The 22438-nt window shown below is 64.3% G+C and carries 22 protein-coding genes; 6 read left to right on the forward strand and 16 right to left on the reverse strand.

Annotated elements, in window-relative coordinates:
* Positions 1-36: 36 nt before the first annotated feature.
* The 3 genes from FPZ08_RS19470 to FPZ08_RS19480 all read right to left on the reverse strand — a co-directional run bounded on the left by FPZ08_RS19470 (position 37) and on the right by FPZ08_RS19480 (position 3629).
* Positions 37-873, reverse strand: coding sequence for a creatininase family protein (locus FPZ08_RS19470; RefSeq protein ID WP_146292015.1), 837 nt, complete (start codon positions 871-873; stop codon positions 37-39).
* Positions 874-884: 11 nt separating this feature from the next.
* Positions 885-2039 (reverse strand): mandelate racemase/muconate lactonizing enzyme family protein, encoded by a 1155-nt coding sequence (locus FPZ08_RS19475; protein ID WP_146292017.1) that lies wholly within the window; start codon positions 2037-2039, stop codon positions 885-887.
* A gap of 63 nt (positions 2040-2102) precedes the next feature.
* On the reverse strand, positions 2103-3629 hold the full coding sequence (locus FPZ08_RS19480) for an ABC transporter substrate-binding protein (RefSeq protein ID WP_146292019.1): 1527 nt from the start codon (positions 3627-3629) through the stop codon (positions 2103-2105).
* A 105-nt stretch (positions 3630-3734) separates the two neighbouring features.
* Between FPZ08_RS19480 and FPZ08_RS19485 the strand changes: the two genes are divergently transcribed.
* On the forward strand, positions 3735-4490 hold the full coding sequence (locus FPZ08_RS19485) for an IclR family transcriptional regulator (RefSeq protein WP_146292021.1): 756 nt from the start codon (positions 3735-3737) through the stop codon (positions 4488-4490).
* Between the two features lie 395 nt (positions 4491-4885).
* Positions 4886-5053: an SH3 domain-containing protein gene (locus FPZ08_RS23070; protein ID WP_425457613.1), complete on the forward strand. Its 168-nt coding sequence runs from the start codon at positions 4886-4888 to the stop codon at positions 5051-5053.
* A 37-nt stretch (positions 5054-5090) separates the two neighbouring features.
* Here FPZ08_RS23070 and FPZ08_RS19495 read toward each other — a convergent pair whose 3' ends face one another.
* The 3 genes from FPZ08_RS19495 to FPZ08_RS19510 form a co-directional block, all read right to left on the reverse strand.
* Complete coding sequence (locus FPZ08_RS19495) at positions 5091-5672, reverse strand: DUF6969 family protein (RefSeq protein WP_146292024.1); 582 nt, start codon at positions 5670-5672, stop codon at positions 5091-5093.
* Positions 5673-6070: 398 nt separating this feature from the next.
* A complete protein-coding gene (locus FPZ08_RS19505) occupies positions 6071-7282 on the reverse strand; it encodes a YeeE/YedE family protein (protein WP_146292028.1) in 1212 nt (403 codons plus the stop codon).
* Between the two features lie 73 nt (positions 7283-7355).
* Positions 7356-8273: a sulfurtransferase gene (locus tag FPZ08_RS19510; protein WP_146292030.1), complete on the reverse strand. Its 918-nt coding sequence runs from the start codon at positions 8271-8273 to the stop codon at positions 7356-7358.
* 217 nt (positions 8274-8490) lie between these two features.
* Here FPZ08_RS19510 and FPZ08_RS19515 point away from each other — a divergent pair, with 217 nt between their 5' ends.
* From FPZ08_RS19515 to FPZ08_RS19525, 3 genes are all read left to right on the forward strand, one after another.
* A complete protein-coding gene (locus FPZ08_RS19515) occupies positions 8491-8910 on the forward strand; it encodes a TlpA family protein disulfide reductase (protein WP_186767087.1) in 420 nt (139 codons plus the stop codon).
* Between the two features lie 9 nt (positions 8911-8919).
* Positions 8920-9642, forward strand: a complete 723-nt coding sequence (locus tag FPZ08_RS19520) for a cytochrome c biogenesis CcdA family protein (RefSeq protein WP_146292034.1) — start codon at positions 8920-8922, stop codon at positions 9640-9642.
* Between the two features lie 132 nt (positions 9643-9774).
* Positions 9775-11064, forward strand: coding sequence for a rhodanese-like domain-containing protein (locus FPZ08_RS19525; protein WP_146292036.1), 1290 nt, complete (start codon positions 9775-9777; stop codon positions 11062-11064).
* A gap of 229 nt (positions 11065-11293) precedes the next feature.
* Here FPZ08_RS19525 and FPZ08_RS19530 read toward each other — a convergent pair whose 3' ends face one another.
* The 10 genes from FPZ08_RS19530 to FPZ08_RS19575 form a co-directional block, all read right to left on the reverse strand.
* Positions 11294-12112, reverse strand: coding sequence for a sugar phosphate isomerase/epimerase family protein (locus FPZ08_RS19530; protein WP_146292038.1), 819 nt, complete (start codon positions 12110-12112; stop codon positions 11294-11296).
* A gap of 9 nt (positions 12113-12121) precedes the next feature.
* Positions 12122-13132, reverse strand: a complete 1011-nt coding sequence (locus FPZ08_RS19535; protein ID WP_146292040.1) for a hydroxyacid dehydrogenase — start codon at positions 13130-13132, stop codon at positions 12122-12124.
* Between the two features lie 83 nt (positions 13133-13215).
* Entirely contained in the window at positions 13216-14199 is a 984-nt protein-coding gene (locus FPZ08_RS19540) for an ABC transporter substrate-binding protein (RefSeq protein ID WP_146292042.1), read from the reverse strand.
* A 36-nt stretch (positions 14200-14235) separates the two neighbouring features.
* The gene (locus FPZ08_RS19545) at positions 14236-15015 is read right to left on the reverse strand and encodes an ABC transporter ATP-binding protein (RefSeq protein WP_146292044.1); all 780 of its coding nucleotides are present in this window, start codon (positions 15013-15015) and stop codon (positions 14236-14238) included.
* On the reverse strand, positions 15012-15770 hold the full coding sequence (locus FPZ08_RS19550) for an ABC transporter permease (RefSeq protein WP_146292046.1): 759 nt from the start codon (positions 15768-15770) through the stop codon (positions 15012-15014). The genes FPZ08_RS19545 and FPZ08_RS19550 overlap by 4 nt, the downstream gene beginning before the upstream one ends.
* A gap of 3 nt (positions 15771-15773) precedes the next feature.
* Positions 15774-16835 (reverse strand): NAD-dependent epimerase/dehydratase family protein, encoded by a 1062-nt coding sequence (locus FPZ08_RS19555; RefSeq protein WP_146292048.1) that lies wholly within the window; start codon positions 16833-16835, stop codon positions 15774-15776.
* Positions 16836-16855: 20 nt separating this feature from the next.
* Positions 16856-17953: a dihydrodipicolinate synthase family protein gene (locus FPZ08_RS19560; RefSeq protein ID WP_146292051.1), complete on the reverse strand. Its 1098-nt coding sequence runs from the start codon at positions 17951-17953 to the stop codon at positions 16856-16858.
* Positions 17954-17967: 14 nt separating this feature from the next.
* A complete protein-coding gene (locus FPZ08_RS19565) occupies positions 17968-19557 on the reverse strand; it encodes an acyl CoA:acetate/3-ketoacid CoA transferase (protein WP_146292053.1) in 1590 nt (529 codons plus the stop codon).
* Entirely contained in the window at positions 19557-20312 is a 756-nt protein-coding gene (locus FPZ08_RS19570; protein ID WP_146292055.1) for an enoyl-CoA hydratase/isomerase family protein, read from the reverse strand. Before FPZ08_RS19570 ends, FPZ08_RS19565 begins: the two co-directional genes overlap by 1 nt.
* On the reverse strand, positions 20309-21652 hold the full coding sequence (locus FPZ08_RS19575) for an FAD-dependent oxidoreductase (RefSeq protein WP_246132727.1): 1344 nt from the start codon (positions 21650-21652) through the stop codon (positions 20309-20311). The genes FPZ08_RS19570 and FPZ08_RS19575 overlap by 4 nt, the downstream gene beginning before the upstream one ends.
* 116 nt (positions 21653-21768) lie before the next feature.
* On the opposite strand from FPZ08_RS19575, the gene FPZ08_RS19580 reads away from it, so the two are divergent.
* Positions 21769-22437, forward strand: a complete 669-nt coding sequence (locus tag FPZ08_RS19580) for a GntR family transcriptional regulator (protein ID WP_146292057.1) — start codon at positions 21769-21771, stop codon at positions 22435-22437.
* Position 22438: the final 1 nt, after the last annotated feature.

Below are 22438 nucleotides of genomic sequence, written 5' to 3' on the forward strand. Positions count from 1 at the left end.
GTCGTTTGCCGCCAATGGCGGTATCGGCCGGCGCGGTCATCGTGCACCCGGTCCGGGGAAAGGCGCAGTGGCCAGGGCTGAACCCGAGCGCAGGTCGAGCGCCATGAACTCGGCATAGAAGGCGGCGAGATTGTCGCTGATCGCTTCGATCAGCGCGTTTCCGGTCTGCAGCGTGGCTGTGGCGGGATCGCCCTCATAGCCGGCATGGTCGGCTCCGAAAATGGGCGGCCACCAGGCCTCGCCGCGACCGACTGCACCGGCTTCGCCGCGCACTGCCGGACTGGCCAGCAGCGGAGGCAATCCCGCAGCGCGTTCGGCAATCAGGGCCTGCGCGTCGCCGCTGGTCAGTGCCAGCATGAGCGCGGTTTCCATTTCGCAGGCATGGCCGACCATCTTGCGCTGGCCGTGCAACAGGGCGGCGATCGCGTCATGGGCAATGCCCCAATAATCGGCAAGGCCGACTTGGCGCCCGGCGGCAATCAATTCCGTCGTCAGGGCGCCCAGGGGCGCCCGATTGCCGCCATGGCCATTGATGATGAGCTGCCGCCGGAAGCCGGCATGTTCGACGCTGGCGGTGATATCGGCGACCAGCGCATTGAAGGTTTCGAGGCGCAGGGTCAGGGTACCGGGCCAACTGCGGTGATGGGGCGAGAATGTCACCTGCACTGTCGGCAGCACCAGGACGGGCACGCTGGCGCGCCGGGCCGCCGCCAGGGCCAGATGGCCCACGGCCATCATATCGGTGCCGACGGGCAGATGGCCGGCATGCTGTTCGACGGCGCCGGTGGGAATGACCACCAATGCGCCCTGGTCGCGCGCTTCGGCGATCTCGTCGCGCGTGAGGTCGCTCCACAGGCATGAGCGTAGGGACATGGCTGGATTCCTCAATAAGCCGGCTTTTCGGTGAACCAGCCGGGACGCTGGTCGTCGAGATAGGCCATGGGCACATGCGTGATGCGGAATTGTTCGAGACGGTCGAGATCGACCTCGACCCCCAGGCCGGGGCCGGTGGGAACGCGCATGCTGCCTTCGGCGAGCACGTGGCGCTCGGTCACGATGTCCTGGCCGATATAGGCGTATTCGCAGTCGATCGGGATCGTCATGTTGGGGATGCTGCCGGCCAGATGGAGATAGGCCGCCTGCGACAGGCCCAGTTCACCGCCCGAATGCAGCGTCACCGGAATACCGCTCGCTTCGGCCACGGCCGCGGCCTTTATGCAGGGCCAGAGGCCGCCGGTCTCGTGCGGATCCAGCAGGATCACATCGGCGGCGCCTAGCCGCACGATATTGCCGACATCGGTCAGGTCATAGGCGCTTTCGTCCAGCGCGACCGGTATGGCCTGGCTCTGCCGCAAATGCGCATGCCCGGTCAGGTCGCTCAGCTCGAGCGGCTGCTCGATATAGGTAAGGTCGTATTCCGCGAGCTTGGCGAGTTGGCGCTTGGCCGTGCCGATGGCCCAGGCGCCGTTGACATCGGCGCGCAGTGCCAGGCCGTCACCCAGGACCTCGCGCGTGGTCCGTACCGTGGTGATATCGGACGCCTCGTCCAGCCCGAGTTTGACCTTGAACGTGCGGTATCCCAGTTCCTTGAAGGCCTGGGTGCGCTCCCGCATGGTCTGGGCCGAACCGGCCGCGAGAAAGGCGGCAATCTCGACCTTGTCGCGGTAGAGCCCGCCCCATAGCGCATGCAGCGGCAGGTTGGCATATTTGCCCAGCGCGTCCCACATCGCCATCTCGACAGCGTTGATAGCCATGACGGCGGCGCGCTTGTGGTGGTAATAGCCGGCGCCGAGCACATGCCGATGCAGCTTTTCGGCATCCTGGATGGAGCGGCCGATCGCCAGCTTCGAGACCACGTTTTCCAGGACTGGCTCGATGAAATCGAGTAGGCAGATGGTTTCGCCATAGCCTTTGATACCGCTCTCGGTGGTAATCTCCACCACGAGGCGCGTGGTGCCGCCGCGCCTGCCCGAACCCCACAGCACTTCGGTGGAAAAGGGGACATGGACAAGCCAGTGCCGGACGGTCTGGATTTTCATGGGCGATGCTCGTGGCTTTGGCGGGAAGGGTGGTGCGGGCCGTGCGGCCCGCACCGGATCATGTCACTGCGTGACGGAAGTGTTCCAGAAATATGGCCAGGGTGCCTTTACCAGGCCCTCGAGGCGCTTGGATTTGGCGGCCAGGGCGCTGAAGTCGCCGATCTTGATGAAGGGCACTTCATCATAGATGACGCGCTGCACCTCGGCCCACTTCTCCACGCGCTTGGCCGGATCGAGCTCGGCATTGAAGGCGTCCATGGCGGTGGTGCGAGCTTCGCTTTCCCACCAGCCCGGCGCGGTGGGCGAGAGCAGGTTGATGATGCCGGGCTCGGGCAGGAAGGAACTATGGGTGATATAGATGTCCCACAGATCGGGATTGCCCCGGCGCTCGGAGAGCGTTGCCCAATCGACCACGTCCATCTCGACGGCAAAGCCGGCCTGTTTGAGATATTCCGCCGCGACCTGCGCCATCTTGTAGTGGAATTCATACTGGCGGCTGGTCAGGATGCGGAGCGGAGCACCCTCCTTGCCGGCCTCGGCGAGCATGGACCTGGCCGCGTCGGGATCGCCCAGATTATAGGCCCCGTCCACGCCGGCATCGCTGTGCCACACGAAGGTGGACGGATACATCGAGCCGTTGAGGCTGTAGGCACTGGGATCGCCAAAGGCGGCGATCAGCATGTCTTCCATGTTCAGCGCCGTGCGGATGGCCCGGCGCACCTCGATATCGGCAGCCGAACCGGCCTTCTTGTTCAGCACGAAGACCGGCCAACCGAAGGATTCGAGCAGGACGGGCTCGACATTGGCCTGGTCCTGGAAACGAGCAGCCGCTTCGATGGGCAGCGAGGACACATAGTCATACTGGCCCGCCAGCGCCGCCTCGATACGGGTGCTGGCATCGGGAACTGGCAGGAAACGCAGCTCGTCGACCTCGGCGATGCGTGCGCCGCCATAGCCGTTCGGCGCCTCGGCGCGCGGGCTGTAATCCTCGAATTTCAGGAGCTGGATATACTGGTCGGGCTTGCGCTCGCCGAGCTTGAACGGCCCGGTGCCGATGAATTCGACCAGCGGGTCGGCCAGCTTTTCCTCCGGCATGATCACGGCGGCGCTGTTGGTGAAGGACAGCAGCGCGAGGAACGAGCCAGAGGGCTTGTTCAGCTTGATGCGAACCGTCTCGGCATCGACCGCCTCGATCGCCTCGATGCTCTCGGATACCAGCTTGGCGCGCGATGCGGTGGCCAGCCAGCGGTTCAGCGAGGCGACCACGTCGGCCGAATCCATCGCCGAGCCGTCATGAAAGGTGATGCCGGAGCGCAGCTTGATGAGATATTCGGTACCATCTGCGCTGATCTGCGGCATATCCTGCGCCAGCATCGGCGTCAGGCCGTAATTCGCGTCGAACGTGAAGAGGGTTTCGAAAATGTGCTGCGTGACATCGCCCACCAGATCGGTCGTCGTGCTCATCGGATCGAGCGTCGGCAATTCGCCGACGGTCGCGACATTGATGGCATCGCCCTGCGCCAACGCCGGCGCGGCCGATGCCATCAGCAGAGCCGCCAATGCGACCGTGGTCGCTTGCCTGTACCCCATCATACTCTCCCTTGATTTCTGTACGTAATTGCGTATAGAATTTCGTAATAACAGAATGCTAGCGGGCAGCCCTTGCGCTGTCAATATGTTGAAAGGTGACGAAGCATGGCGCGTGTCAGCGGCATCGAGCGAACGATCCAGATTTTCGATCTGCTGGAATCAACCGGTCGTGCAATGAATGGGTCGGCAATTGCCAAGGGGGTCGGCGCCTCGGCCTCCACCATCTATCCGATCATCGACGAACTACTGGAGCGCCAGTTGCTGGCGCGTGCGGAGGGCAGCGATGTCTGGCTCGGGCCGCGGCTTTACCGCTATGGCCTCGCCTATGGAAATGCGCTCGATATCGTCCGGATCGCGACGCCGGTCATGCGCGACATGTGCCAGCGCATCGGCGAAACGGTGCAGCTCTGCGGCAGGGATGGCGGCATGATGACCATTCTGGGGATGGAAGAGGCCGACGGGCATTTCCGCGTCAGCTCGCGTGTCGGGTCGCGCGTGCCCCTGAACTGGACGGCGTCCGGTCGGCTGCTGGTCGGCCACCTGCCGCCCGCGCAGCGGCTTGAGATTTTCGCTGCCAGCGCACTGGATTCGCCCAGCGGCCGCGCCGCTACCGACCCTGATACTTTGTCGGCCGAAGCGGGTGAGGCCTTTCTCGCGCGCCTTTCGGTCCAGCTGAGCGAGTCCGAATTCGCCGTGGCCTGTGTCGCCTCACCCATCTGCGACGCGGCGGGGGCCTGCGTGGCGACGGTCGCGATTGTGCTTCCAGAGCAGCGGCTGATGGCGACCCGTGAAAAATACGTGCAGGAAGTCCTGCTGGCCTCGCGCCAGATTGAGCGCGGATTTGGCGTGTTCAGTTCGTAGCGAGCAATATGCAGTATCGGCTTTCGTGAAATCTCTGAATAAACCGGACCGTCCGCTTCCCGCCCCGAAATCGCCAGGCGGTGATTGCCGTCATATGCCATCTGTTAAGACGCTTGCTCCAATATGAATTGGCGGGAAGGTGCGGAAGAATGGCGAAAAAGAAACAGAGCTCGAACGCCATTGGCTGGGTAATCCTCGGACTCATAGCGTTTGGCATTTTTCAGTTCGGGATCCAGGGAAAACCAGATCGGGGCGCGAGTTCCGCACCGCAGTCGGCAACCTCTGTCTCCACAACGCAATCGCATTCTGTGTCGACGCCGCTCAACGTGCCGCGCTTTGTCAATGTCGCGTCGCTCAACGTTCGCCACTCTCCGAGCGTGTCGGGTGAGCTGATCATGACGCTTCCCCGCGGAACCTCGTTGAGAGTGCTGGACCGGCAGGATGGATGGCTTCTTGTAGACTTGAGCCCCACACTCGAAGGCTGGGTTACAGAGCGCCTCACCACAGTCCAGGGCCCGGCGCCGCGCTATATACCGCCCGCGCCAATGATAGGTTCGAGGTAGCCGGGTCGGGTTACAGCGCAAAGCCGCGGACCGGTCGTCAGCGACTGATATTCAGGGACGACGTGACCTCAAGGCTCCGGTCCTCCCGCACGGCGCGGATATCGCCTTCACCAGCATGGCTCGTCAGCTTTGCGTCGCGATCGCGGATCAACTGTGCGATCTCGGGCTGATACTGCCGCAGCACGGCGGTCAGCCAGCGATTGACCAGATAGGACGGCTTGGCGAGTTCCATGTCAAAGCGTGGCAATAGCGCAATGGTCGGCTCGGCATCGAGCCAAGTGTCGCCGACCACCCACTGGTTGACCGTGAACAGCCGATGGAGCTTGCCATAGGCGTCGACGCCGACGGCAACCAGATGGTGCACGGGGCCTTGGGCGCCATCGGGGCGGACGAAGCAATGATAGTGCCCGTGCTCGATGTCGTCGGCCGGTGGCAGGTGGCAGTGGTAGTACCATTGCCCACCACTTTCGGGATCGAAGACATCGCCGGGCGGATAGTGTTCCCAGGCCGCGACAGGCGCATCGCGCAGGGTTTCGCGCAGGACGTTCTCGGCCGACTTGGCAAGAAGGCGTTCGCAAAAGGCTGCTTCCTGAGCCGCCCGCTCGCGTTCTGCGTCCATGCCGACCTCCTATTGTGCCCCTGCCGCGCAGGGATTGACCGCTGCACAGGGTGCACCAGCCGCACAAGGATTGGCGACCGGCGCCGGCGCCGCAGCCGCACAGGGCGCAGCGGCGGGCGCACCAGCAGCGCACGGATTCGCCGGGGCCACAGCAGCGCAAGGATTTGCCGGTGCCCCAGCGGCGCAGGGATTGCCAGCCGCGCATGGGTTTGCGACCGGCGCAGCGGCCGCGCAGGAGTTGCCGGCGGCGCAAGGGTTGCCTGCAGCGCAGGGATTCGCGGCTGCTGCTGCCGCTGGGACCGGGGCCGGTGCTCGAACCGAGCTGCTGACGTGATCGGCAGCGACAGCGGCGGTCGCGACGAGGGCTGCAGCCCCGAAAAGCAAGGTGTTGCGTGCGCTCATTTCCGCTTGAATCCATCAAGGCCAAAGACCGGCCGAAGGGCGATGCCACCAAGGCTGCCGACAAAGGCCGCGGCAAACCACAGCCAGCCATGCACGCTGCCCGAGGCAATGCCACTGAACAGCGCGCCGATATTGCAGCCGAAGCTGAGGCGTGCGCCATAGCCCATCAGCATCCCGCCAATGGCCGCGGCCAGCAGCGACAGGAAGGGCAAAGCCGCCTTAGGCGCAAACTTGCCGGCAAGACCCGCGGCAAGAGCGGCGCCGAGGATCAGGCCGAAATCCATGACCGAGGTGGAATCTTCCAGCACACTGGACTGCAGGGCCTGCGCCTGCGCCGGCCAGGTCCAGAATTCCCAGGTGGCCACCGGGACGCCGACGGCCTGGGCGATCTTGGCGCCCCAGAGGCCAAAGCCATAGGTGATCGACCACGGATGGCCGGCGACCAACAAGGTCAGGATATTGAGCCCGGCCAGCGCCAGGCCGGCGCCAACCAATGGCCAGGGGCCATGCAGCAGGCGCGCCCAGCCGCTTGCGGCCGGAGCCTTGATGGTTTCAAGCGCGCCATGCCGGCGACGTTCCACGAGCACGGTAATAAGTGCCACGGCGCCGAGGCCAGCCAGCGTGACGAGAAGGGCCAGGGGAACGCCGAGACTGGTACCAAGAGCGATGGCAGGCAGCGAAGGTTGGGTCAGCCAGAAGGGCAGATGTGCTGTGCCCAGGAGCGCGCCGACGATGAAAAATGCGAGGGTCACCAGCATGCGGGAACTGCCGCCGCCGACGGTGAAGAGAGTACCCGAACCGCAACCGCCGCCCAACTGCATGCCGAGGCCGAACATGGCTGCACCAAGCAATACCGAAACGCCAACCGGCGCGGTGGCGCCGGCTAGCGGCTGGCCGAAGGGATTGCCCAGGGTCAGGAGAGGAATGAACGCCAGCGCCGCCACGCCGATCATCACCATCTGGGCGCGCATGGCATGACCGCGCCCTTCGACCACCATACGGCGCCAGCCACCGGTAAAGCCGAAAGACGCGTGATAGAGCGTCAGGCCCATCAGGCTGCCGATTAGAAACAGTGCCGCTTGCCGCAGGTCGGCGAGCTGCCAGATGGCAAGCGTGCCGAAGGCCAGAGCAAGGCTTGTGAACCATACCGGGCCGCGATCGAAGGGAATGGGTGCCGGACGCAGCTGGCCAGCGGTCGTGTCAGTCATCACATGCCTCGATAGAGAACGAATTGCCCGGACTCATCGCCCGGGCAAGCTTGTTATGGATATCTCAGATCACTCAGTTGGTGACAACCGGGCGGCTCGGATCGGAGGTCCAATCGGACATGGAACCATCATAAAGCCGCACATTTGGCAGGCCCTCGACTTCCGACAGGCCGAACCAGGCGATCGACGCCAGATGGCCGGTATTGCAGAAGGCGATGAAGCCGTCGCTATCGGCCACGCCAGCATCCTTGGCCAGCTTCGCGATGATGTCGGCGCTGGCAAAGGCCGGCTTGTCCGCGTCATAGAACTTGTCGAAGTTGATATTGATGGCCGACGGAATGTGACCCAGCGCCTGCACCGTATTGGTCTTTTCCTGGCCGATGAACTGGGCGACCGAACGGGCGTCGACGAGGTTGACGTCGCTAGCGATGGCTTCGTTCACTTCAGCCACTTCGGCGCGCAGTTCCGGACGGAATTCGGCGTCGAACGTGGCGGCGACCGGGGTCACGGCATCGGTCGAGAGTTCGCCATTGGCCTTGGCCCAGGCAGCATAGCCGCCATCAAGGATCGATACATTGTCATGTCCGTAGACCTTGAAGGTCCAGTAAACGCGGGTCGCGCCGCCGAAATCGGACGCGTTTGCGCCACCGGTGAGGATGACGACATGGCTGTCATTGCTGACGCCGAGGCCCGAAACCAGCGTCTCGATGGCCTCCTCAGTGGGCAGCAGGCCAGGAACGTTGCCAACCTTGGCGCGCCAGCCGGAAGCAGCATAGGGCGCAGCGACGGCGCCCGGCACGTGGCCGGCAGCATAGAGGTCGCCGGCATCGGTCGCATCGCGGATGTCCAGCACGACGAGGCTTTCATTCCCCAGATGCTGGGCGAGCCAGGCGGCATCGACCAAAGGCTGGTCGGTCAGGCGCTCGGCATGGGCAGCGCCGGTCAGGATCAGGGCGGCGGCCATGGCGGCGCCAGCGAGTTTGAGATGCATCGGAGACTCCTTGAAGGCGAAATTTGAACTGGCAGCAATATCGCACGCTTGCTGTTCCAGCGCGGCCCAAGCAGTTCCAAAGCGTTGGCGGCGGAGAAAAAATCTATCTAGCCGATCAAGATTAGTTCGAAGGAATGTTCTTCCCGCCCGCTGGGCAGCCAGCCAATGAGCGGCGATACTTGGCGCACAAGCAGAGTGTAGCCGTATGACCCGAGCCATGTTGACCCTTCCCCGCCTTGCCCTTGCCGTGGCTCTGGCCCTCGCTCCGGTGCCAGGCTGGGCGCAGCAAGAAGCTGGGTCTGTTACCGAGCAAGCGGCGCCACGAGCGACGGTGCTGAGCTTTGAGACTGAAGCGCAGCTTAATGCGCTCGCCTCGGAGGGCACGACGGTCGTGTTCTTTTATGCAGCTTGGTGCCCCAATTGCCGAGCCACCATCGCCGAGCTCAATGCGCGGTGGGCAGAAGTGAATCCGGACCTGACGGTCGTCATTGCCGACTATGACGCGGAAACCGCGCTCAAGGGCAAGTTCGGCGTGACCTATCAGGACACTTTCGTGTTGCTCGACACCGAAGGGAATTCCGTCAAGTCGTGGAATGCTGGCGGGGTCGATGGCCTCAATGCCAACAGTGCCAGCTAGACGCCGCACATGCTGCTGACCATAGGTTTTGCCTTTCTGGCCGGTGTGATCACCGTGCTGTCGCCCTGCGTCCTGCCGCTGCTGCCGATCATTCTGAGCTCCGGCGCGCAAGAGGGGCGGGCGCGGCCCGTTGGGCTGATTGTGGGCTTCGTTGGCGCCTTCACCGCTGCCACACTGGCCCTTAGCTACCTCGTGCGATCGCTCGGCGTGCCGCCCGATCTCAATCGCATCCTTGCGGGTACAGTGTTGATCGCGCTGGGCCTGGTGCTCGCCATTCCCCTGCTGCACCGGGGCTTTGAGCGGTTTGCGGGGATAGTCGTCAGCCGCATGCCCGTGCCGCAGAACGGCTCGGGTTTTGGCGGTGGCCTGGTCATCGGCGCCGGACTGGGCCTGGCCTGGAGCCCATGCGTCGGTCCCATCATGGCTTCCGTGATCACACTGGCGCTGAACCAGCAGGTGGATGCAGCGGCCGTGGCAGTCACCCTGGCATTTTCATTGGGCACAGCGCTGCCAATGGCCGCCATCATGCTTGGCGGCCGGCAATTGACGCGACGACTGGGCTGGTTCCAGGCCAATGCCGGGCGCATCCAGCAGGTGCTCGGCGGTCTGCTGGTGTTGACCGGTCTCGCGATCTTCCTGGGTTGGGACCGCCAGATCCAGATATTGCTGCTGACCTGGTTTCCCGACTGGGAACTGGCCCTGACAGGCTGGGAGCCCCGCCCGGATCTTTGAGTATTCTTTCGGCAGGCGGCTGGGCAAAAAATCCTGCCGCTTCACGTTGCAAGAACGCAATCCTATCCGTTGAAATTGACGACCAATCGAGTCGAGTATCATCGGGTCGCCAAATCGGAAAGGATTGCCATCGTGGCCCAGCTTGGAAACCGCTCGCTTCTTACCACCGCTCTTGCCGCAATATCGCTTCATGCTCTCGCTTTGGGGGCGGCTCCCCTCGCCGTGGCACTCGTCACCGCTCCGAGCCAGGCACAGTCGGCAGCGGTCAACATCATCACCGGCCAGCCCGAATTCGAGAGCCTGTTGAATGACGGCGCCAAGCTCATCGACGTGCGCTCGGCTGCCGCCTATGCCGAAGGGCATGTGGCTGGCGCGATCAATCTGCCCTGGCAGGCGCTCAATGTCTCGGAGACCGATGGCATCCGCAATGAATTTGCCAGTGACGCGACTTTCGAAGAGCTGCTGGGCAAGGCAGGGCTCAGCTATGACGACACCATCCTGATCTACGATACCAACGCCTTGCCCGGCCGCGCCTATGTCGCCTTTGTCTATGCGGGTTTCGACAAGGTCCATGTCCTCGATGGTGGCATAGGAGTCTGGCAGGGCGAGCTCAGCACCGAGCCGGTCGAGGTCGCTGCAACGCCGTTCAGGCTCGAGCGCAAGAACGATATTCGCGTCTCCAAGGACTACGTGGCCAGCAAGGTCGGCGACGCCAATGCGGTGATCATCGATGGCCGGAACGGCGACGCCTATGCCGATGGCCACATCCCGGGCGCGCAGACGCTGCCGGCGTCGAGCCTTCTGACGCCCGCGGCAACGCTGCAATCCGAGCCGGTATTGCTCGAGCTGCTCAACACTGCCGGCGTCAGCCCGGATCGGGAGGTCGTGTCCTACTGCGGTAGCGGCGTCGCGGCGGCCAACAATTATCTGGCGCTGCGCAATCTGGGCTACCAGAACGTGGTGCTTTACGACGCAAGCTGGGACGAGTGGAGCCGCGATCCACGCTCGGGCCAGCAACTGGCCCTCGCCAACTACACCTTCGAAGGCTCGGACACTTCTGCGGATGTCGGTCCGCAATTCCTTGACGAAGCTGCGGTCAAGGCCCTGGCGCAGGATCCAAATGTCGTGGTGCTGGATGTTCGCGCACCATCAGACTATGCGGCCGGCCATATCCCCGGCTCGATCAACCTGTTCTGGGACCAGACCCTCGATGCCGACCGCGTGCTGCTGCCGGTGGAACAGTTGCAAAAGCTTTATGCCGATGCCGGCGTAACGCCCGACAAGCGCGTGGTGCTGTTCACGCGGGGCGGCCAGCAACTCTCACACAGCTTCACCGTGCTGAGCATCCTGGGCTTCTCTGATGTGGATTTCTTCACTGGCAAGTTCGAGGGCTGGGAAAACGGCGCCTTCAAGCGCACGTAACGCGGAGTGCATAGGCGGGCGCGCAGGCGCTTGCCCGTGCACTCACCAAAAGCCCTAAAGGGCCAAGGGGGATTTGCTCCCGGCCGAATTCGAGCGCTCGAAAGGCGACGCGCGGTCCCTTTCAGGCCTGACCACAGGCGCACCACGCTGGAGGAACTGCTAGCCTGGGCGCAGGCTCGATAATTAGATGAAATCATCTTAGTCGACTGCCGGATCGCGCGGCGGGCGTTCAAAGCAGGTCGCGAAGCGTCTGGAGATCGTCCAGAACCGCCTCAAGACGATTGTCGGGGGAAAATTCGATCATTGCATATCGGGGCAATGCCCGGTCAGGAGTGCTCGCCGCCAGGTCTAGCAGTGGCTTCCAGTAATTCCGGTGGTCGCGCAGGGGCATCCGCACGTGGTCCCGGGTCCAGCAGAAGACGTGCAGGTGGCTGAGCCGGGGCAAAACCGATCTCAGGGCACCAGTCGCTTCGGCGATCGGCTGGCCATAGTCCGGTTGCCAATGGGTCAGTAGATTGTCTCGCCCGACGCGCTGCATCAGGTCCAGTGTTTCCGCTGCAGTATGCGTGAAGGTCCCGGGGTGGAACTCTAGGGATAGCTGGAGGCCACTGGCAGCGGCCAGGTCGCAGAAGTCGATAAGGTCGGATACGACGCGAGACAGTAGGGCAGTACGGGCGGCGCCGGGCTCCAGGCCGGTTGTTCGTTCCGTCCAGATACGCAGGAGCGGCGTTCTAAGAGCCTCCGCGCTGGCGAGGCAGGCAGCGAATTCTTCGCGCGCTCCGTCGGCCCCGGCGGCTACATATGTGCCATAGCTCGGAATGGCGAGGCCGGCCGACCGGCACAGTTGCGCTACGCGCCGGGCGCTGTCGAGGTCGCCCGGCGGGACATGCTTGCGTGCCTCCCATTCGATGCCCTTCGCGCCGCCGGTCACGGCGCAGTCGATGACCTGTTCAGGATCGAGATGGCGCAAGGCAACCGAGCACAGGCCGGGTGCGAGGGGCAGCGGAGTACCGGAGTGTGCGGGCCGCGATGGGGTCGTGGTCACCATGGCTTTGTCTCAGGCGAGGCGGTCGAGCTGGTCGAGCGGAACGCGGCCGGGGATGGGCGCGCCGGCAAGAAAGGCCTCGATGGCGTCGATCATGGCGGCGCCGTGACGCCACAGTTCGATCGAGCCCGAGCCGGCAATATGCGGCGTCAGCAGCAGGTTGGGCAGGTTCCAGAGCGGGCTGTCGGCCGCCGGCACTTCGGGCCAGGTCGTGTCGATGATCGCGTGGATATGCCCGCGCTGCAGCGCCGCTATCAGGGCCCTCTCGTCCACCAGGGCGCCCCTGGCGGTATTGATCAGGGTTGCGCCAGGCCTCATCGAGTTTATCAGTCGCGCATCGATCATATGTTCGGTCTCGGGCAGCAGCGGCGCATGCAGCGAGACAGTGTCGGCGCTTTCGAACAAGTGGTCGAGCGTGACCTTCGTGACGCCCATGTCATGCGCATCCGGCTCGGTCAGGAAGGGGTCTGCGACGATCACGTCGAGATCGAAGGGCTGCAGCATCTTTGCCACCAGCCGGCCGATGGTCGATGCTCCGACCAGTCCGACCATGCGCCGATAATTGCCCAAAATGCCCGAGCGTCCGAGCACCGCCTTGCGCCCCTGCCTTATGTCGGCATAGGTGCGGGCCATTTCCAATATGCGCTTGTTGGCAAACAGGATGGCGGCCAGCGAATATTCGGCCACCGGAACGGCATTCTGTGCCGCGCAACTGCTGACGGCGATGTCGCTGCGGAGCCCGCCTTCGGGCAGGTAAGATTTGACGGAGCCACCCGCATGGGCGACGAGCCCGAGCTGGGGCAGGGCGGCGACGATTTCCGTCGTGAGCCGCGGTGTAGGCCAGCCGGTGAGGATGATGCGGGCGTCGGCGGGCAGGACATCGGCGCCGGCCTTCAGATCGATGCTGATCGGCGTCACCAACCGGCCGAGCGCGGCTTCCTCCTCCGGCCCGAAGATTTGCTGGCGATAGGCCTCGCTGAAAGCGAGCAGGGCGACCGGCCGATTTATCCCGGTATCGAGCATGGCTTGTAATATCCTTGAGGACCCGCGCCTCGCTCAGAACCTGCCTGGCCGGAGGCGAGCCATGGCCCGCCTCCGGTCCAATGCTAGTTGGGGTAGTTGATCGACGTGTCGATGAAGTCGTTGGTGAAGGCCGTTGCCGGATCATAGGCCGTGATGGTGAAGGCTTCGGCGACGAGACCATAGTCGGCGGCGACGCGGTCGCCATCGAAAGCGCCTACCGGCAGGGTGTTGCCGGTGCCGGGTATGACCTTCGAGGCGAATTCGAGTTCGCGGGCGGCGTCCTCGGCCCTCATGCTGACGGCACTCGACAGGGCCTGGCTGCAGGGCTCGGGCGTGGCGAGGCAGAAGGCGAAGGCGCGCTGCGTGGTCTGCACCATGCCCTTTACCAGCTCGGCCTTTTCGGCGATCGCCTTGCCATTGGCGAAGTAGGTGAGCCCATAGGGGTTGAGCCCGTGATCGCGGAGCAGCGCGAAGCCGAGATCGTCGCCGAACACGTCTTCATAGACGAAGTGCACGCTATACATATGAGTGGTGGCGTCGATGGCGCCCGATTGTAGCGCAGCGACCTTGGCGGTGGGCTGGATATTGACCCATTCCACGGAGTCGGTCTCGATGCCCATGGCCCGCGAGATCGGGCCCCAGAACTGGCGGGCGGCATCCGAGGCCGGCGCGCCGAGCTTGTGGCCGGCAAGGTCGGCAACATTTTCGATGCCGCTGCTCTTCTTCCAGTAGATGCCGTTGGCGCTGTCATTATAGGCGACGAAGACGCCGACGATATCGCTGCCCTCGCCCCGGAACTGGAGCGCGGTGGGCATGTCGATGATCGCCATGTCTACCTGGCCGACGCCGAGCGCCGTGGCGGCCGCGCCCGAGCCGTTGCCCTGGATGATTTCGAGATCGACGCCGGCCTCGTTGAACCAGCCCTCCTGCAGGGCATAGTAGAGTGGCGCGTGGTCGCCGCCGGCCTTCCAGTTGAGCATCAGCTTGAGCGGCTCGGCCGACATGGCGCTGCTGCTCATCAATACGGATGCCAGGACGGCACTGGTCGTCGCGATAGTTCTGATCATGAGGTTCCTCCCAAAGGGTCTGAAAACCTGCCGGCCTCACTCCATGCCAAGCAGGGCGTAGATTTTCCTGGTGTAGTCGCCGAACTTCTCGCTGGTCTTGATTGCCAAGGTGCGGGGTTCGGGGAGATCGATGTCGAAATGCGCGGCCATACGGGCCGGGCCGGCGGTCAGCACCGCCACCTGCGAGCCGAGAAACACGGCTTCCTGGATGCCGTGCGTGACGAACAGGATGGTCTTGCCGCTCTGCTTCCAAATGCGCATGAGTTCGAGGTTCATGCGCTCGCGGGTCAAGGCGTCGAGCGCGCCGAACGGCTCATCCATGAGGATCAGCTTGGGATCGTGCACCAGCGAACGGGCGATGGCGGCGCGCTGCTGCATGCCGCCCGAAAGCTGCTGCGGATAGGCGTCAGCGAATTTTTCGAGCCCGACCATGTCCAGCAGGTCGCGGGCACGCTCGCGGCTCGCCGCGCGCGGCAGGCCGAGGATTTCGGCCGGCAGCATGACATTGTCGAGAATGGTGCGCCATTTCAGCAGCAGCGCCTGCTGGAACACCATGCCGATATCGCGGCCGGGGGTGAAGGGCGACTGCGCATTGCCGATTTCGACAGTGCCGCCATCATGGCCGTGCAGGCCCGCGAGTATCTTCAGCAGCGTGGACTTGCCGCAGCCCGATGGACCGACGATCGAAACCAGCTCGCCCTCGGCGATGTCGAGCGTGACATCGGAGACGGCAAGAAACTCCTTGCCGCCGAACTTGTAGACCTTGCGCACGCCTTCGAGGTGCATGAAGGCCGGACGGGTGGAGGCGGCGGTCATGCGGACATCCCCTTGCGCGAGACGAAGATATATTCGAGCAGCGCCACGAGGCCGTAGAGCAGCACGCCGAGCCCGGTGATCAGGATCAGCGCCATCATCATGGCGGAGGTGTTGAGAGCGTTCTGCTGGATGAGCAGGAAGTAGCCGAGGCCGCTATCGGAGGCGATGAACTCGCCCACCACGGCGCCGGCAACCGCCAGCACGGCGGCCACCTTCATGCCCGAAAAGACGAAGGGCAGTGCACCGGGCAGCTGGATTTTGGAGAAGATCTGCCAGCGATTGCCCTTCAGCGAACGCACCAGGTTGATGAGGTCGGGCTCGACCTCCATCAGGCCGCGATGGGTGGTGAGCACGATGGGGAAGAAGCAGATCGTGAAGGCGATCAGCATATTGGGCACGATACCGTAGCTGAACCAGATGATGAACAGCGGCGCCATGGCCACCTTGGGCACCATATTGAGGGTCACCAGCAGCGGCATCAGCGCGGCGTTGAGCGGCGGAATCCATACGAACAGCACGGCGAGCGCTATGCCGACCAGCGTGGCGATGGCATAGCCGCCGAAAATCTCGGCCGCGGTGACCCAGATGTGGCGGAACCAGTTATAGGACGGCTCGGCCAGCGCCATTGCCGTCTCGATCGGGCCGGGCAGGATGTAGGACGGCACCTGCCCTATGGTCACCGCCAATTGCCAAAGCACCACGAAGCCGACATGGGCCAGGATAGCGTAGAGATAGCCCCGTATGAATTTGGGCATCGCCTAGAACTCACCTGACCGGACTTCGAACTTGGACGGCTTGCCGAGCGTCGGCTTGCCGGACTTCACCCAATCGGTGACCCAGCGGACCATCGGATCGATGGAGACGACCGGGTTGCCCATAAGGCCGTTCGCATGGTCGCAATTGACCAGCAGGCAGCTCTCGGCCTCCTCATTGGCGAATTTCGGTTCGATGCCGAAAGCCTCGCCGAACCGGTTGGCGAGATAGCGAATGCTGAGCGCCTCCGGGCCACCGACATTGATCGGGCTGGCCGGGGTTTCGCAATGCGCCAGCATGCGCAGGAACTGCGCATTGGCATCGCCCTGCCACATGACATTGGCGTGGCTGGTGGCGAGCGGCACCGGCTTGCCGGCAAACACCCAGCTGGCCACTTCCTGCATCACGCCGTAGCGCGGATCGATGGCATAGACGAAGCGCATGATGCGGCCGGGCGTGTCGTATTTCCTGGAGAAATACTGGAAGGTGCGCTCGCGGCCGACCACCGAGTTGGCATATTCACCGGGCCGCGCCATCGGCAGGTCGCGCTCGGTGACGCCGCCATGCAGCGGGTTGGACCAAGGATAGACGTGGATGGTCGAGAACGACACGACGCGCGAGTCGCGGAACGCCTCGGCGGTGATCTGCGGCGCGATAGTGTTCATCGCCCACAGGAAATCCTCGCGGCCGCGATAGTCGAATTTCAGCCCGGCCATGTAGATGACATTGGGCACCTTGGGCAAGGCGTTCACCGCATCGCGGTCGAGCAGGTCGCAGCGGATGGTCTCGATGCCCCAGGAATTGAGGCGGGCCTCGAGCCCTTCCTCGGAAAAGCGCGACACGCCGATGACGCGCTTGTCGGGCGCCGCCTTCTTGGCCATACGCGCCATGGTGACGCCGATCTTGCCGCCGACGCCGAGGATCATGATGTCGCCGTCGAGCGCGTTGAGGTCGTCGATGACGCCCTGGGTCGGCACCGACATGAAATCTTCGAGGTGATCGACATCGACGAAGTGTTCCGGCAGTGCGTCGGCAGTCAGGATGTTGGGGACAGCAGGGCGAGACATGGGTGATCCTTGTTCTTGAATCAGGCGACGAGCGGCAGGTCCTGCCCGCGATCGGACAGCCAGCGTTCGAGATTGTTGGCGACGAAACTGTCGTCGTTCATTTCGGGATATTGCCGATAGACGCGGTCGATCTCTTCGGACTGGCCGGGGCTCAGTACCTCGGCCGGGTCGAGGCACCAGATGCCTTCGACCAGTCCCTGCCGGCGCAGCACGTCCAGGCACCCGGGGATGCAGCCGCGCAGATTGTTGCTGGCGTCATAGATGGCGGCATTGCAATCGGTGACGATGGAATCGAGCGCCAGCAGATCGGGCGACACCGGCGCATCGTCGGGCACGGCATGGATGCGGCCGAGCATGGCGACGGCCGGGCGCACCCAGACGCTCCAGTGGCCGAGCAGGCCCCCGCGGATGCGGGCGCGCCGTTCGCTGCTTCCATCATCGGAGCGCACGACGAACGGCACCATCAGGTCGAGGCCGATATGGTCGTCATTGCCGGTATAGAGCGTGATGCGATCACCGGCGCCGGCATCGTAGACGGCGCGGATGATATCGAGCGTGCGATAACGGTTGAACGGCGCCATCTTGATGGCGACGACATTGTCGATGCCGGCGAAGCGGCGCCAGAAATCGTAGGAGAGATGGAAGCCGCCGACTTCGGGCAGCAGTGCGAAACCGACGATCGGCATCTCGCGCGCGACGCGCTGGCAATGCTCGAATATTTCGTCTTCGCTTGCGCCCTTGAAGCGAGCAAGGTTGAGCAAAGCGGCGTGGTAGCCCAGGCCCCGCGCCGTATCGATCTCGGCCAGCGCCTGTTCGGTGCGCCCAGTGACACCGGCGATGAGCAGACGGTCGGCGCCACCCCAGTCGCGCATGGTCTCGGCGGCGAGTTCGAGCACCGGGGCATAGAGCCCCTTCTCGCGAATGGCGAATTGGGTGGTATGGACGCCCACCGCCACGCCGCCCGCACCGGCATCGGCATAATAGCGGGTGATGGCGCGCTGGCGTGTGCGGTCGAACTGGCGCGACGCGTCGAGCACCAGCGGATGCGCCGGCAGCACCGTGCCTTTGCGCAAGGCGGCCAAAGCCGCGGCAGGAATGTCGGAAACAGTGCGGTGCATGTGGCTCACTCCTTCTAGCCCGCCAGGCGCGCGGTGGGGGCGTCTTCGGTAAACAGCGCGGCATCCATCGTCTTCATCGGCTCGGCGATGCGGACCGGGGCGAAATCCATCTGCTCAAGCACATCGCGGCGCAGGTCAATGCCCGACGCCACCTCGATCAGCACGAGGCCATCTTCCGCCACGTCGAACACGGCGCGCTCGGTGATGATGCGGGCCGTCTGGCCGCGATCGCGTACTCCGGCGAAGACATCGTAGGTAATGGAATCGGCGGCCGGCACGAATTTACGCACCTTGCCCTCCCTGTTCACGGTCAGCCCGTGCGGACCATAGCTGGCATCGAGGCCAGCGGTGGTGAACGTGCCGGCGAAAACCAGCCGTTTCGCATTCTGCGCGATATCGATAAAGCCGCCGGCGCCCGGGTTGGCCGCGCCGAACTTGGACACATTGACCACGCCGCGCGCATCGAACTGCGCGAAGGATAGCGCCGCGAAGCTGCACAGCCCACCGTCGATGACGTCGAACTGCGTCAGCCCGTCGACAATGGCATCGGGATTGATGTTGGCCGAGAACTGCCAACCCGGCATGACGATGCCGCCATAGGCGCCATGCTCGGTGGTGGCGGGGTAGTCGTAGATGGCGTCGCCATCGAACAGCCCCTGCTCCGCCATCACCAGCGGCACATCGGTGGCGGCGCCGAAGCCGTAGATGGCGAGCTCGCCGCGCCGCACCTCCTGCGCCACGCGACGGGCGATGATCTTGTCGAGCGACATATGGGTGAGCGGCAGATGCGCCGCGGCCATGCGCTTGCCGGAGAAATAGGCTTCCTCATACGGCGTGTCGGTTGTCATCATCATGTTCTCGTCGACCACGATGGAATCGACAAGAATGCCGGGTAGGCGCACATGGCTCGCCGGCCGCTGGTCGACGATACGGCGGACCTGCGCGATGACGCGCCCGCCGCTGGCCTTGGCCGCGATGGCGAGGGCGAGATTGGCGGTGGTGAGCGGTTCGTCTTCCCATGACAGGTTGCCGTGCCGGTCGGCACTGGCGGCGCGGATGATGGCGACGTCGATCGGCCAGGTCGGATAATAAAGCAAATCCTCGCCGTCGATCTCGATGCGGCGGATCAGGTCATCCTGCGCCTTCTCGGTGAACTTGCCGCCGCCATGGCGCGGGTCGGCATAGGTGCCGAGGCCGACGCGGGTAATATAGCCGGGGCTCTTGCGTGCAACTTCGCGCAGCCAGTGCATGCTGGCGCCGATGGGCCAGGAATAGGCCTCGATGCGGTTCTCGCGGATCAGCCGCATCAGCTCCGGCCGCTTGCCTGTGACGGGATCGACGGGGTTGATGAAGGAGCCTGAAACGATGCGCTTCATCAGCCCTTCGCGGGCGACATGGTCCATGCCCTTGATGCCCATGGCGTCGCCGGTGCCGCAGGGAAAATAGAATGTCAGGTCACGCGGGCCGGCCGTTTCGGCGAAACGCTGGCCGAGGGCACGCAGTACCGAGTCGGGGGTGACCCAGCCGATGACACCGGCGCTGGCAACAGTGGCCCCGTCGGGAATGCCGGCTACGGCGGCGCTGGCGGAAACTATCTTGTTCATCATCGACCCGAAAACCTTGCAAGGACGGCCTGCGCGGAAATCGAGCCGGCATCCTGCTGAAAATGTTGTGACGCGACGGCATCGAGCCGCTCCGCATCGAGCCGGAGGCCGGCGAAATAGCGCTTGGCCGAGACCACCGCCGAAGCCGGCCGACCGGCCAGCCGCTTGCCCATGGCGATGGCCTTTGCCAGCGCCTCGCCCGGCGCAGTGACTGCATCGGCGAGGCCGAGGCGATGCGCCTCCGTGCCGTCGCAATCGAAGGCGTCCCACACCATGGCGCGGGCCCGCACCAGGCCGACGCGGGCGACCAGCGCCTCGAGGCCCCAGGGCGGCAGCCAGCCATTGGCGACTTCCGGCATCGACCAGCGGACATTACTGGCGCTGACAACCAGGTCGCAGCTCAGCGCCAGAATGCAGCCACCACCCAGCGCATAACCTTCGACGGCAGCGATCACCGGCACATCCAGTTCTCCGATGCCGCGAGCGATGGCAGCCGTGGCGGCCTCATGTTCGGCCATGCCGGCGGCATTGAGGCCACCCAGCTCCTTGAGGTCGCTACCGGCACAGAAGGCGGGCGGCGCTCCGGTGAGCACCACGGCCCGGATCTCTGGATCGGCGGCCGCATCGGCGAAAGCCTCCGCCAGACGCAGCATGCCCTCGGTGCCGAGCGCATTGCGGCGCTGCGGCCGGTTGAGCGTGACGATGCGGCAGGCCTCGTCATCGGCAATCAGGATCGGCGGCGGGCTGTCACTCATGCGTCGAGCCTCGCGCCGTCACGGTTGAGCAGCAGGCGCAGGTCGCGCCCCGCGATAGCGCGTGGGGCGATGCCGTCGCGCACCGCTAGCACGGCTGCGTGGCCGATGGCGTGGCCATAGCTGAAGCATTGCGCCGTCACGCGCGCCGAAGCGACCGCTTCATGCTCCGCAGACAGGCACCGGCCGGCGACCAGCAGGTTCTCGCCCCGCTGCGGCACGAAGCAGCCATAGGGAATTTCATAAACGTCATCGAGCAGCCATTCGACACGCGGCTTGCTGCCGGAATGCAGTTCGATCGGCCAGGGGGAACGGGCGATGCCATCGCCGAATTTGCGGCCGGCGAGAATGTCGCCATTGGCCAGCTTGGCAACGCCTTCGACCTGCCGCGTCTGGCGGACGCCGACCTGCACGCCGGTGTCGTTGACGAAGGAGTTTTCGCAGCCGGCAAGCCGGTCGCGGAAGAAGCGGGCATATTCCCGCATCTGGCGGCGGCCTTCGAGTTCGGCCTCGCTGAAATCCTGGTAAAACAGCGGATTAAGTTCGCGGCCGTCAGCGCCGGTGATGCGGGTGCAATTGCACAGCAGCTCGTCCGGGCGCGTGGTGGTGAACAGCCAGATTTTGCTGCGCGGCAAACGATAGGCGCCGGTCGCATTGGCGTCAGCGATCATGGCGCTGATCGCGGGCGGCATGATGGTATCGGTGCCATAGGCGGCGGTGAAAGCCTCGACATCGACATTGCCGAGGCGGAAGATCATGGTCGGATTCTGTACGCGGCCATTGTCGCCGACAAAGTTCGGCAGGCCGGCCATGGCAACGAGATCGGCGTCGCCCGATGCATCAATGGTCTGGCGCGCGCGGATGTCGAGCGGCCCCTGCTTGGACCAGGCGATGACGCCAGCCACCGCTTCGCCGCCCTCGAGCAGAACCTCGACGGCGACGGCATGGTAGATGACGGTGACGCCGGCGGCAGCCAGCATTTCGTCGGCGGTTTCGCGCCACATCAGCGGGTCATGCACGCGGGTAAAGGTCTTGCCATAGCGCAGGGGCTCGCTGAGCCCACCGCGCGCCGCAAGCGCCGCGACGAATTCCTCGGCAAAGCCGAAGACCACCTGCTCGGGGCCGCGATCGGAGTCGCTTGCCGCATAGAGGCCGCAGACCGTGCCCGAAAGGCCGGCGACGGCGCCGCCACCACAGAAACCATAGCGTTCGAGCAGCGTGACCCGGAGTCCGGCGCGCGCCGCGGTGACCGCCGCTGCGACACCGGCCGCGCCGCCGCCCACGACCAGAAGGTCGGTGTCGATCCGCGTCATGGCGCGATGGTCGGTTGCTACAGCCGCCACAAGCCCCTCCCAGGTCCTCATATCCATCTGACATATCAGATGTTGATTTATTGCCTACCAATTGATGCGGAGCGTGTCAAACGGTATGTTCGACGCAAATCAGCGTGAGGACAGGTATGATCGCCAGCGACCGGGACGAACCCGAACTCATTTCCGATGCGGCCTATGCGGCTATCCAGAATCTGATCGTGACCGGTCGGCTGCGTGGCGGATCGATGATCTCCGAAAACGAACTGCGTGAGCAGCTGAACTGTGGTCGCACCCCCATCCGCGAGGCGCTGCAGCGGCTGAAGCTGGAGGGTTTTGTTGAGATTCATCCGCGTCGCGGCGTGCTGGTGACCACGATCGACATTCGTCAGCAGCTGGAGCTGCTGGAAGTCCGGCGGCCACTGGAAGACACGATGGTACGCCTGGCCGCGCGTCGCGCCACGCCCGAGCAGCGCCAGCAGATGCGGCAACTGGCCGACGAGCTGGAAGCGGCGGTGAGTCGCGACGACCGAGACAAATATTTCGGCATCAACCGTGCTACCCATGAGATCGAGGCCGAGGCGACCAAGAACTCGATGCTCATCAAGACCGTCAGACAGGTGCACACACTGTCACGGCGGTTCTGGTATTCATTCATCACCGCTTCGGACAGTTTCGCCGAGGCCGCGGTGTTTCATTGCGGGGTGCTGCGTTCGATCGCGGAAGGCGACGGCGATGCCGCCGCCGCCAATGCCGGCAAGCTGATGGACTATCTGGAGCGCGTGACGCGCGAGGCCATCGAGCGCGCGCTGGACTGAT

Source organism: Devosia ginsengisoli (genome assembly GCF_007859655.1).
In the GTDB taxonomy this organism is placed as follows: domain Bacteria; phylum Pseudomonadota; class Alphaproteobacteria; order Rhizobiales; family Devosiaceae; genus Devosia; species Devosia ginsengisoli.